Origin of the sequence: Pseudoalteromonas sp. MQS005 (assembly GCF_001661605.1) — a bacterium.
In the GTDB taxonomy this organism is placed as follows: Bacteria; Pseudomonadota; Gammaproteobacteria; order Enterobacterales; family Alteromonadaceae; genus Pseudoalteromonas; species Pseudoalteromonas tetraodonis.
In genome coordinates this window covers 1-12,474 of record NZ_LYRQ01000036.1, presented here as the reverse complement: position 1 = coordinate 12,474, position 12,474 = coordinate 1, and the positions used below count along the sequence as shown (strand labels likewise).

12 protein-coding genes are annotated in these 12,474 nt (G+C 41.0%); 7 read left to right on the top strand and 5 right to left on the bottom strand.

What is annotated here, in order from left to right:
* Positions 1 to 80 precede the first annotated feature (80 nt).
* A complete protein-coding gene (gene radA, locus A9479_RS13020) occupies positions 81 to 1,466 on the top strand; it encodes a DNA repair protein RadA (RefSeq protein WP_013465693.1) in 1,386 nt (461 codons plus the stop codon).
* Between the two features lie 86 nt (positions 1,467 to 1,552).
* Positions 1,553 to 2,485 carry a hypothetical protein gene (locus A9479_RS13015; protein ID WP_028833920.1) on the top strand — a complete coding sequence of 311 codons (933 nt, stop codon included), beginning with the start codon at positions 1,553 to 1,555 and terminating at the stop codon, positions 2,483 to 2,485.
* Between the two features lie 92 nt (positions 2,486 to 2,577).
* Here A9479_RS13015 and serA read toward each other — a convergent pair whose 3' ends face one another.
* The 5 genes from serA to metK form a co-directional block, all read right to left on the bottom strand.
* Positions 2,578 to 3,807 carry a phosphoglycerate dehydrogenase gene (gene serA / locus A9479_RS13010; protein ID WP_064663609.1) on the bottom strand — a complete coding sequence of 410 codons (1,230 nt, stop codon included), beginning with the start codon at positions 3,805 to 3,807 and terminating at the stop codon, positions 2,578 to 2,580.
* Positions 3,808 to 3,816: 9 nt separating this feature from the next.
* Positions 3,817 to 4,470, bottom strand: coding sequence for a ribose-5-phosphate isomerase RpiA (rpiA, locus tag A9479_RS13005; RefSeq protein ID WP_013465690.1), 654 nt, complete (start codon positions 4,468 to 4,470; stop codon positions 3,817 to 3,819).
* A gap of 53 nt (positions 4,471 to 4,523) precedes the next feature.
* A complete protein-coding gene (locus A9479_RS13000) occupies positions 4,524 to 5,120 on the bottom strand; it encodes a 5-formyltetrahydrofolate cyclo-ligase (protein ID WP_064663608.1) in 597 nt (198 codons plus the stop codon).
* Positions 5,121 to 5,138: 18 nt separating this feature from the next.
* Positions 5,139 to 5,684, bottom strand: a complete 546-nt coding sequence (locus A9479_RS12995; protein WP_064663607.1) for a hypothetical protein — start codon at positions 5,682 to 5,684, stop codon at positions 5,139 to 5,141.
* A gap of 139 nt (positions 5,685 to 5,823) precedes the next feature.
* Positions 5,824 to 6,975 carry a methionine adenosyltransferase gene (gene metK / locus A9479_RS12990; protein WP_010387726.1) on the bottom strand — a complete coding sequence of 384 codons (1,152 nt, stop codon included), beginning with the start codon at positions 6,973 to 6,975 and terminating at the stop codon, positions 5,824 to 5,826.
* A 265-nt stretch (positions 6,976 to 7,240) separates the two neighbouring features.
* On the opposite strand from metK, the gene tkt reads away from it, so the two are divergent.
* The 5 genes from tkt to A9479_RS12965 all read left to right on the top strand — a co-directional run.
* Complete coding sequence (tkt, locus tag A9479_RS12985) at positions 7,241 to 9,232, top strand: transketolase (protein WP_028833925.1); 1,992 nt, start codon at positions 7,241 to 7,243, stop codon at positions 9,230 to 9,232.
* Positions 9,233 to 9,655: 423 nt separating this feature from the next.
* Positions 9,656 to 9,970, top strand: coding sequence for a pyrimidine/purine nucleoside phosphorylase (locus A9479_RS12980; protein WP_058155157.1), 315 nt, complete (start codon positions 9,656 to 9,658; stop codon positions 9,968 to 9,970).
* A gap of 189 nt (positions 9,971 to 10,159) precedes the next feature.
* The gene (gene raiA, locus A9479_RS12975; protein ID WP_013465684.1) at positions 10,160 to 10,516 is read left to right on the top strand and encodes a ribosome-associated translation inhibitor RaiA; all 357 of its coding nucleotides are present in this window, start codon (positions 10,160 to 10,162) and stop codon (positions 10,514 to 10,516) included.
* Positions 10,517 to 10,658: 142 nt separating this feature from the next.
* Positions 10,659 to 11,891 carry an NRAMP family divalent metal transporter gene (locus tag A9479_RS12970; protein ID WP_064663606.1) on the top strand — a complete coding sequence of 411 codons (1,233 nt, stop codon included), beginning with the start codon at positions 10,659 to 10,661 and terminating at the stop codon, positions 11,889 to 11,891.
* A gap of 151 nt (positions 11,892 to 12,042) precedes the next feature.
* Positions 12,043 to 12,474, top strand: a 432-nt coding sequence (locus tag A9479_RS12965) for a hypothetical protein (protein WP_064663605.1), incomplete at its 3' end; no start/stop codon positions are given.

Genomic DNA, 12,474 nt, shown 5'->3' with positions numbered 1-12,474 from the left:
GCTAAGGTAAAGCCAGCAATGGCAAAATAAGCGCTTAACAGTCAATATTTCAAAATAAAGAATAGTAGGTAAGGTTTTAAATGGCTAAAGCGGCAAAAGTAGAGTTTGTTTGTACAGAATGTGGCATGAACTATCAACGCTGGCAAGGTCAGTGTCGCTGCGGTGCGTGGAACACATTAGCAGAGTTTAAACCTTCTGCAGGGCAAAGCAAAAAAGTAGCAGCTCGTGCAAGTGTCGGTGGCTACGCCGGTGGTATTGGCGGTGGCTCTAAAAAAATTAATGAAGTAGCAACCTCAGAGGCAGAAAAACAGCTTACTGAAATTGGCGAACTTGACCGTGTACTAAGCGGCGGTGTAACCACCGGCTCGGTTAATATTATTTCTGGCGATCCGGGGGCGGGTAAAACCACGCTACTATCGGATTTAGTGGCAAGAATGTCTCAGCGCATGCCATCGCTTTATTGTACTGCTGAGGAGTCTTTGTCGCAGTTTAAAAACCGAGTAAACCGTTTAAAACTTAACTATAACGAAGATGAGCTCTATTTACTTTCTGAAACCAGTGTTGAAACCATTATTGAAGAGCTGGATAAAAACAAAATTAAGTTTGCCGTTATCGACTCTATTCAAGCCGTGGTCACCGACACCGCTAATGGTAGCCCTGGCTCACCCTCGCAAGTAAAAAGTGCCGCTCAAGCGCTAACCCAATATTGTAAGCAAAACGATGTCACTATGTTCATTATTGCTCACGTAAATAAAAATAATGAAATAGCTGGCCCGCAAACATTAGTGCATATTGTTGATGCACTGTTACATATTGATACCAACGATGGTCAAGTGCGTACGCTGCGTGCTAATAAAAATCGCTTTGGTGATATAGATACTGTGGGCATTTTTAAAATGTGTGAACGCGGTATGCTCAGTGTGGATAACCCCAGCGAAATTTTCTTATCCGGTTCAACCACTGAATCACCGGGGTCGACGATTACCTGTATTCGTAAAGGTAATCGTAATTTACTACTCGAAATTCAATGTTTAACCACTGAAACAGAAGCAGAATTTCCACAGCGAGTATGTGTTGGTTTAAATATGAACCGGATTAAAATGCTCACTGGTATTTTACGTAAACACACTAAAACTAAAATATTTCACGATACGTTTTTTAATATTGTGGGTGGTCTAAAAATTGATGAATCAGAAACCTGTATTGATTTAGCGCTTGTTACTGCACTTTTAAGTAGTTTGAACGAGTTTGTTGTACCTCGAACCACCTGTATTATGGGGGAGCTAAGTTTAAACGGTGATGTGCGTCCAATCGACAGTGGTGTACCCCGTGTTAAAGAAGCGGCGCAACATGGGTTTACTGAAATATTTATCCCATTTCGTAACTACCATAAATCGATGGAAGGGCTGGGTGCTAAAATAACGCCAGTTAAAACAGTGCACGAGCTACTGAGTTTAATTAACTAGCAAACAAAAAAGTGCTTAACGATGCATGTTCTCAATGTTAGTCTTGCTTAAAGCCACTTATATAAAGAGTTTAATAAGGAAATGACATGAAAAAATTAGTGATTGCAGCCGCGATTATTGCTGCAGGTGTGGGTGGCGTAAGCTATGCAAACTATGTTGCAACACAAGAGGTACGTGCTGAGGTTGATAAACAGTTGGCCTTGGTCAGCGAACAAACAGGTGCTAGTTTTAACTACGCAGAGCTATCGGCGAGTGTTATTTCAAACAGTGTTGCCATTAGTAATATTGAAGTGACTAGCCCTGAGGGCGATAAAATTGCCACGGTTGAGCATGTTGAAGTGACAGGCTACGAAACCGATAAAATATCGCCACATACTGCTTTTACGTTAAAAAACTTTCAATTTGATAAAAGCTTTGTCGATACACTGCCTGCAGATACAAATACACAACTTGCCTCAGCCAGTTATGATTTACACTCTTCATTAGATTACGATGAGCAATCAGGTAACAGTGATATTGTTGTTAAGCTGCAAGCTAATGATATTGCCAGTATTGATATGGACATGGGGCTTGCTAATTCTAAAGCGCTTATGGACGCTTCACTTGAAATCAGTAAGGCTCAACAAGCTGCAGGCACTACGCCACTTACTTATGAGCAAGAGTTACAGCAGCAAACAATGATTATGCAAGCAATGAGTAAGCTAGAGCCACGTAATGTTAGCTTAGTTGTTAATAACCAAGGTGATCTTAAAGGCTTATTAGAAAGCGAGTTGGCAAAGCAAGGTATGACGTTAGAGCAAATGCAAACAATGCTTGATCAACAGCTTCAACAAGCACCTGTGACCGAAGAAATAGCCAAGGCGTTAACTGATTTTGCTAAAGGACTAAATTCGTTTAGTGTGTCAGCAAAACTGCCTGAAGGTAAAACTATGATGGAAGTGAATCAGCAACTAATGATGTTAGCAGGACAACCCGAAGAGCTGGTTAAGTTTATAAATTTAGAGGTTAAAGGCAAATAACAGCGGTAAGTTATAAGCCGTCAGGATTCAATTTAAAACAAAAAAGCCGTACTTGATTATTCAAGTACGGCTTTTATTATTTTAGCTGATAGTTAGTGAAGAATACGCGCTCTAATTGTACCTTCAACCGCACTGAGCTCTTTAAGTGCGACTTCTGAGTGATCGGTGTCTACATCAATAACCACGTAACCAATTGCTTCATCGGTTTGTAAGTACTGTGCGGCAATGTTAATACCGTGCTGAGCAAACGCTTGGTTAATTTGCGTTAGCACGCCAGGGCGGTTGTGATGCACGTGTAACAAGCGGCTGCGATTAGCAAGCTCTGGCAATGATACTTCAGGGAAGTTAACTGCGGTAATAGTTGAGCCGTTATCTGAGTACTTAGCGAGTTTACCCGCTACTTCAATACCAATGTTCTCTTGTGCTTCTTGAGTAGAACCACCTATATGCGGCGTTAAAATAACGTTGTCGAATTCACGCAGTGGCGATATAAATTCTTCATCGTTAGATTTTGGTTCAACTGGGAATACGTCAATTGCTGCGCCGCTGAGTTTTTTGTCTGTTAGCGCTTCTGCTAGGGCGTCAATATCAACGACAGTACCACGTGAAGCGTTAATTAAAATAGAGCCTTGCTTCATTACCGCCAATTCAGCCGTGCCAATCAGGTTTTTAGTTTGCGGTGTTTCAGGTACGTGCAAGCTAATAATATCAGCGCGTTGCAATAGCTGCGTTAAGTTATGTACTTGTGTTGCATTACCTAAAGACAGTTTGTCTTCAATGTCGTAATACTCCACGTTCATACCAATATTTTCAGCCATAATGCCCAACTGAGTACCAATGTGACCGTAGCCAATAATACCTAAGGTTTTACCGCGCGCTTCAAACGAGCCATTGGCTGTTTTTAACCAGCCACCACGGTGCGCAGCTGCATTTCGCTGTGGAATACCACGTAATAAAAGCAGTATTTCACCTAGTACAAGCTCAGCTACAGAGCGAGTATTTGAAAACGGGGCATTAAATACTGCAATACCGCGTTCACGTGCTGCATTTAAATCTACTTGGTTGGTACCAATACAAAAACAACCGATAGCAACTAGTTTTTCAGCTGCATTTAATACCGATTCATTAATATGAGTACGAGAACGCAGCCCGACAAAGTGCACATCTTTAATGCGCTCAATAAGCTCGTCCTCAGGTAGCGATGTTTTAACGTAGTCGATATTGCTATAACCGTTACGTTTTAGCGTTTCAACAGCGCTTTGATGAACACCTTCAAGCAAGAGAATTTTAATTTTGTCTTTTGCTAACGATACCTTACTCATAACCATATCCTATTTAATTTGTGGCCCATTTTTTGTGCCGATAATCACTTTATCAGCACCGCGCTCTGCAAATAGGCCGTTGGTGACTACGCCAACAATTTGATTTATTTGTGTTTCAAGCTGTTTAGCATGGGTAATTTTTAAATTATGTACATCTAAAATAACGTTGCCGTTATCGGTTACAACACCTTGGCGATACACAGGGTCACCGCCAAGTTTTAATAATTCGCGGGCAACATAGCTGCGCGCCATCGGAATAACTTCAACTGGCAGCGGGAAATCCCCTAAGGTATCGACTAGTTTGGTGTCATCAACAATACACACAAACTGTTTAGCCACTGCCGCTACTATTTTTTCACGGGTGAGCGCTGCACCACCGCCTTTAATCATTTCGTTTAGAGCGTTAATTTCATCTGCGCCATCAACGTATACATCCAGAGCATCAACATCATTTAGCTCAAATACTTCTATACCAAGTTCTTTTAAACGTGCTGTAGACGCTTCTGAACTAGATACTGCACCAACAATGGTGTCTTTTACTGTGCCTAAAGCATCAATAAAATGATTAACGGTTGAGCCTGTACCAACACCCACTATGGTGTTTTCTTTTACAAACTCCAGTGCAGCCCATGCAGCTGCTTTTTTTAATTCATCTTGTGTCATTGCTATGTGCTCATTTATGTCAAAAATAGACTGTTAGTTTACAAGATTTATTGTTACCAACAGTAGGTTTTATTGGGTGTAATAATAGTTTTAAGAGGCACATCCCACGATTCAATTGGGAGCTTATCCACTTGTTGGCATTCGTGTGCTAGGCCAATAAGTTGTGGTTGCTGCCAGTTTTCTTCGTGTAAACGTGCCAAGGTTCTATCGTAAAACCCACCCCCCATTCCAAGGCGATTACCAAATTTATCAAATGCAACAAGTGGCATAAGTAGATAATCAAGCGCTGGCAATGGGCATATTTGAGAGCAGTTCAGCTTAGGCTCCAAGATACCATAGCGGTTTGCTCTCATGGGTGAGTTTTTTTCATATCGTTGAAATAGTAAATTAGCCCCGTTGAAAGGGTGAATTACAGGTAAGTAAACATGCTGTTCAATGCTCCATAATTCATTAATTAACAATGAGGTATCTAATTCGCCATCATTGTTTAAATAAAGCGCGATATGGCTTTTTTTGGCCGAGTTCATGCTTTTTAAATATTGAATAAAATTCACTTTAAGCGAGTGGGCCGCTATTTCTTGCTGGTTTTTTGATAGGTTATTACGTGCTTTACGAATATCGTGTCTTATTTGTGCGCGATTATTACTCATTAAATAACTAAACCGTAATTAAAAAGAGAATAAATTAGGAAATAATAAGTACACAGCAAGCACAATAAGTAATATTACGGCTGTAGAAATCAGCGAATATAAAACAAGGTTACTGCGTTTTTTGGGCGTAGTAGAGAGTGGCTCATCTAGCATTAAATCGTCATCTTCCCATGGTTCGTCATTTTCATCAGGCAGTGATAACTCAACCTCGGGGAGACGTTGCTCAAGATCCTCAAGTTTCTCTTCAAGACGAATTAAGCTACTAGTAATGTAATCTAGGGCATCAAATAAGCGCTGATCTCGCTGGCTGTCGTGCGCTTTTTGAGAAGTAGCTTGTGTAGGGGCTGTTTGCTGAAGTTTGCTTTTGATCCCCAGCGTTGAAAGTAACTTAGCTTGCTTAAGGGCTTTCTCTTTGTTGCTAGGAGCAAACAGCGGCTTGCCATTAAAAAATGCCGCCACCTTTTCAGGTGAGGTTTTTAGTTTTTCTGTCAGTGCATTGGTCACTGCTTGGCTGTCTGCGCCTTCTGCAAGTCCTACAAATATAACACGAAAATTGTCGGCCATTTTTTATCCCTAACACGCTTTATTGTATAAGCAGAGTATATACCTAAAATGTTAAACAGTTCGAGACTGTTTTATGACTAACTTAATACACATAGCAAAACGGCCCTAAAAAGGGCCGTTTTAATATTAGCTAGGTGGCTTACAGGCCAGCTGCTGCGCGAAGTGCGTCTGCTTTATCTGTGCGTTCCCATGGGAATTCATCACGGCCAAAGTGGCCGTAAGCCGCTGTTGGAAGATAAATAGGGCGCTCAAGATCAAGCATTTGAATCAGGCCGTAAGGGCGTAAGTCAAAGTGTTCACGAATAAGTTCGATTAAACGCGCTTCTTCTAATTTACCTGTGCCAAATGTTTCAACACTGATAGATGTTGGCTCTGCAACACCAATAGCATAAGACACCTGAAGTTCACACTTGTCAGCAAGGCCAGCAGCAACAATGTTTTTAGCAACATAACGTGCAGCATAAGCCGCTGAGCGGTCAACTTTTGATGGATCTTTACCAGAGAAAGCACCACCACCGTGACGAGCCATGCCACCGTAAGTATCTACAATGATTTTACGACCAGTTAAACCACAGTCACCCATTGGTCCACCAATTACAAAACGGCCAGTTGGGTTAATAAAGAATTTAGTGGCACTAGTAATCAGCTCAGCAGGAAGTACTGGCTTAATAATCGTTTCCATTACCGCTTCTACTAAATCACTTTGCGATACATCTTCGCTGTGCTGAGTAGAAAGTACAACGGCATCAATGCCTACTGGCTTGCCATTTTCGTATGCAAACGTAACCTGTGATTTTGCATCTGGACGCAACCAGTTAAGCTCGCCGCTTTTACGTACTTGTGCTTGGCGTTGTACTAAACGGTGAGAATAAGTAATTGGAGCAGGCATTAATACTTCAGTTTCGTTACATGCGTAACCAAACATTAGGCCTTGGTCGCCAGCGCCTTGCTCTTCAGGGCTTGTACGGTCAACACCTTGGTTAATGTCAGGAGACTGTTTACCAATCGTGTTTAAAATTGCACACGAATCGGCATCAAAGCCCATATCTGAGTGTGTGTAACCAATTTCACGTACTGTTTTACGTGTAATTTCTTCGATATCAACCCATGCGCTAGTCGTGATTTCACCACCAACCATAACCATACCGGTTTTAACGTAAGTTTCACACGCTACACGGGCATGAGAGTCTTGCTCTAGGATAGCATCAAGTACCGCATCAGAAATTTGATCGGCGATTTTATCCGGATGACCTTCAGAAACAGATTCAGAAGTAAATAAATGTTTTGCCATTGTAATTATGCTCACAAATATTGCGCTTCACAAACGTCGGTATTAGCGCTAAAAAATTAAGGCGCGTATTTTATCTAAAACAAATGAACTTGCATAGTTTTTTTACGCCTAGACGTCTAAATAAAATATCTAATAGTAAATGGTTCTTAAAAAATATTCATAATGCCCTATTTTTATGGGTTTTTAATTGCACACAGCCCCCACAATAAGTAAGAATGGGGATAAATAAATACCCGCGCAAATACATATAAAGGTAGGAGAATTCATGCCATCTCGCAAAGAACTTGCAAATGCTATTCGCGTCTTGTCAATGGACGCAGTACAAAAGGCCAAATCTGGTCACCCTGGAGCCCCTATGGGCATGGCTGATATCGCAGAAGTATTATGGCGCGATTATCTAAAACATAACCCAACAAATCCAGAGTGGGCTGACCGAGATCGATTTATACTCTCAAATGGTCACGGTTCAATGCTAATTTATTCTCTACTGCATTTAAGTGGTTATGACTTGCCACTGGACGAAATTAAAAACTTCCGCCAAATGCATTCTAAAACACCAGGCCATCCAGAATATGGATACGCGCCAGGAATTGAGACCACTACGGGCCCATTAGGTCAAGGGATCACAAATGCGGTAGGTATGGCGATTGCTGAAAAAGCATTAGCAGCGCAGTTTAACCGTGAAGGCCACGACATTGTTGATCACCACACGTATGCGTTTATGGGTGATGGCTGTTTAATGGAAGGCATTTCTCATGAAGCATGCTCACTAGCCGGTACATTAGGCCTAGGCAAGTTAGTGGCATTTTGGGATGACAACGGCATTTCAATCGACGGTGAAGTTGAAGGTTGGTTTAGTGATGATACCCCAGCACGTTTTAAAGCATACGGCTGGCATGTAATTAGTGACGTTGATGGCCATGATAGCGATGCAGTAAGTGCAGCAATTGCAGAAGCTAAAAGCGTGACTGATAAGCCAACACTAATTTGTTGTAAAACTATTATTGGTTACGGCTCACCTAATAAATCAGGTAGCCACGATTGTCACGGTGCACCACTAGGTGATGACGAAATTAAAGCGTCTCGCGAGTTTTTAGGTTGGACGGGCGATGCATTTGAAATCCCTGAAGATATTTATGCACAGTGGGATAACAAAGAAAAAGGCCAACAGCTTGAAGCAAGCTGGGACGAAAAATTTGCCGCATATGAAAAAGCATACCCAGAGCTAGCAGCAGAATACAAACGCCGTACACATTCAGAATTACCAGCTGACTGGGCTGAAAAATCACAAGCGTACATTGAAGAGCTGCAAGCAAACCCAGCAAACCCAGCATCACGTAAAGCGTCGCAAAATGCATTAAATGCGTTTGGCCCGTTACTACCTGAATTTATGGGTGGTTCTGCCGATTTAGCGGGTTCAAACTTAACAATTTGGGATGGCTCTAAAGGCTTAACTGCTGATGATGCAAGTGGTAACTACATTTACTACGGTGTACGTGAGTTTGGTATGTCGGCCATTATGAACGGTATTGCACTGCATAAAGGCTTTATTCCTTACGGTGCAACGTTCTTAATGTTTATGGAATACGCACGCAACGCGGTACGTATGGCTGCATTAATGAAGCAACCAAGCATTTTTGTATACACGCACGATTCAATCGGTTTAGGTGAAGATGGTCCAACTCACCAACCAGTTGAGCAAATTGCGAGCATGCGTTTAACGCCTAACCTATACAACTGGCGCCCATGTGACCAAGTTGAGTCAGCAATTGCATGGCAACAAGCTATTGAACGTAAAGACGGTCCTACATCATTAATCTTTACTCGCCAAGGCTTAGAGCAGCAAGCTCGTGATGCCCAGCAATTAAGCGACGTTAAAAAGGGTGGTTACATCTTAAGTTGTGACGGCAATCCAGAGCTTATTTTGATTGCAACGGGTTCTGAAGTACAGCTAGCGCAAGACTCTGCGAAAGAGCTACGTGCGCAGGGTAAAAAGGTACGTGTTGTATCTATGCCATGTACTGATGCGTTTGAAGACCAATCGCCTGAGTACAAAGAAAGTGTATTACCAGCAAGCGTTTCACGTCGCGTAGCGATTGAAGCGGGTATTGCTGATTACTGGTACAAGTATGTAGGTCTAAATGGCGCCGTAGTTGGTATGACCACCTTTGGTGAGTCGGCACCGGCAAACGAGCTATTTGAGTTCTTCGGCTTTACGGTAGAAAATGTAGTTAACAAAGCAAACGCATTGTTTTAATTAATTACTTTAGTGTTTTAAAAGCCCGCGCTGTGTAAACAGGGCGGGCTTTTTTATGAGCTGTACTTTTATCACTTCTCTAAAGCATAGCGTCTCATCGCCCTCTTTGTGCACAAATTATTAAAAATTTATTTGAACACAGAGAAGCAAGTGAGGTAATACAAAACCCAAATTTCAAAGTCAATTCTGCTGTTTGATTACTTCCTCTAAAGCGTAGCGTCTCATAGTCCTCTTTGTACAAAAATCATTAAAAGACCTGTTCAAAAGTTTAGCCCGTTGCTCACAACCTATTTCCCATAAAGTCTTTCATTTTTAATCTTTTGGCTTCTAAATGAGTAATTTTCACAGCACTTAACTTGCAAGGTTTTTGTGTATCAGGCACTGTGGAGGTAACAAAATTATAAATTAATAACAGGAGTTAACATGCCAAAGTTCGATAACGTTAGTGTGGTTAAAAAAGCCAATGTATATTTTGATGGCAAAGTATCAAGCCGAACTGTGCTTTTAGGAAATGGTGAAGCGAAAACCTTGGGTTTTATGCAACCCGGTGAATTTGAGTTTAATACTAACCAAAAAGAGTGTATGGAGTTGTTAGCAGGGCAGTGGGATGTACTATTACCTGGTGAAACACAGTGGCAAACATTTAACGCGGGCGAGTCATTTAACGTTGATGCTAATGTGAGCTTTCATGTAAAAGTAAGTGATTTTGCAGATTATTGTTGTTCATACACCGATTAATTTATTGGTTGATTAAATTATCAACACCTTTAAAGGCCGCTACAAAGCGGCTTTTTGCATACTTAATGCTAAATGAATGATCTAAATCAGGTGGGGTAATAAATAATTGCGTAATTTTCATTTTTTCTCTTGTGTTAATTCGTTTAGCCCCCAATACTAACTATGAGGTAACAAATAAAAGGATACCCTATGAAAATTAATCTTTCTGGTCACCATGTTGACGTTACTGATTCTATTAAAGAACACATTAACGAAAAGTTCTCAAAAGTCGCGAGCCATTTTCCATCATTGATATCTCTAGATATTATTCTTTCAAAAGAGCATCATAAGTTCCAAGCAGAAATTAGCACAAATTATGAAGGTGCGCGTATATCGGTAAAAGGGGAAAACGAAGTTATGTATCCTGCTATTTCCAGCGCAGCTAAAAAACTCGATGCCGCACTAAAGCATCGTAAAGGGCAAATAAAAGCGAACTTACATGAAAAGCCTGTAAGTACCACACCTGAAATAGCACACGAAATCATCCAAGAGATGGATTTAAATTAATAACTAACAATGTGTTATTTTTAAAAAGAGCCTAAGGGCTCTTTTTTATTGCCTGTAAATTAGGTAAGTTATGCACTCACACAGTTTATTAATGATAAAAATTAATAATAAAAGCACATAACACACCAAATTTGAGAAGTTAATGCAGTACACACAAAGCACATGGAAGTCTCGGTTAGGGGCGCTCGGCCCGGGTATTTTAATGGCCACCGCTGCCATTGGTGGCTCACACTTAGTTGCATCGACCCAAGCTGGCGCATTATTTGGCTGGCAGCTATTTTGGCTTATTGTGGTGGTTAACGTTTTAAAGTACCCGTTTTTTCGTTTTGGTATGGAGTACACACTCGCTACTAAAAATAGTTTAGTCGAAGGGTATAAAAACCAAGGGCCTGGCTATTTTTACAGTTTTATTGCCCTCAATATTATTGCCGCTGTGGTAAATACCGCAGGTGTATTGTTGCTTACGGCGAGCTTATTACACTACGCATTACCTATTAGCATTCCTGTTACCTTATTGTGTTGGGTAATATTGGCCGTGTGTTTAATTATATTATTACTGGGGCATTTTAAAGCGCTCGATAACGTAGCAAAAGCTATTATGGGGCTACTTACTATAGCAACCATCACTGCATTGGTTATTGCTATAAATAACGGCCCAGTAGCGCCTGTAAACTACGTTGGCCCCTCACCATATGAACTTGCCATGTTAGGCTTTATGGTTGCCTTAATGGGCTGGATGCCGGCGCCTATTGAAATATCGGCACTAAGCTCTTTATGGCTTAAAGAAAAACAAACTCAGCAAAGTGTGACTAAAAACCAAGGCTTATTCGATTTTAATCTAGGTTATTGGTTAACCGCCGGGCTTGCGCTGGTATTTTTTAGTTTAGGTGCGTTAGTGCAATATGGGCAAAACAGTAATATAGAACTCGGTGGTGTAGCGTTTGCTAAACAGCTGATTGATATGTACGCATCAACAATAGGCGAGTGGGCAAGGCCCTTGGTATCAGCCATCGCGTTTTTGTGTATGTTTGGCACCACTCTCACCGTACTTGACGGTTACGCCCGCACACTTAACGAATCACACAAATTACTTGGTTTTAAGCAATCTAAACACAGCTTAAATACGTGGCTTATACTGCAAGCATTGGCCGGTATGGCGGTTATTTTATTTTTTAAATCAGCCCTTGGCCCTATGCTTACCTTTGCAATGACACTTGCTTTTGTAACCACACCGGTTTTTGCATGGCTTAACTTCAGCCTAGTGCGCTCAGAGCCCGCGATTAAACACAGTCTACTTTTGCGTAGCTTAACGTGGTTAGGTTTAGTGTACTTGGCTGGTTTTGCTGTAGCGTTTGTGGTTTGGAAGTTGATGTGATTTTATTTTCGAGGTTCGAGGTTCGAGGTTCGAGGTTCTAGGTGAAAGGTGCCAATCAAACGACCTCTACATAAATACCGACTAGTGTGGACCACAATAGCCTGCGGTGGGCGAGAATTGGCCTGTCAAAAGTAATAGCTAGGTGAAAAAGATGATCATACTTGAAAGCCAAGTATTTAAGACAATCCCTAAGTCTCCAGAACAGAGCTGTATCTTTTTAAATAATACGCAAACAGGTAAAGTTGTTGATGGTACTTATTTGGAACTTTGTATTAAAGCAGGTTGTAAATACCTTGTCTTTATGACGGATGACACTCCTTACGAGGATATGCTTCATATCCATCTCTTGAATGAGCACCTTGATATTGTTGATTCAGCTACGATTGGTAGCATGTATTCAACGGGATCTTTTCGAAATTATAATATTCAAAACTCGAACACGTTAACTTTTCATTTTATTGGCGATGCTAAATGGAAAATAGAAATACTAGATAGCAAGGAATTCTTATTTCCTCTTGTTTCTTCACTTAAAGGAGTTTCGAGAAAGAATATTTTTTATCAATATTTTAAAATTTATAGTACC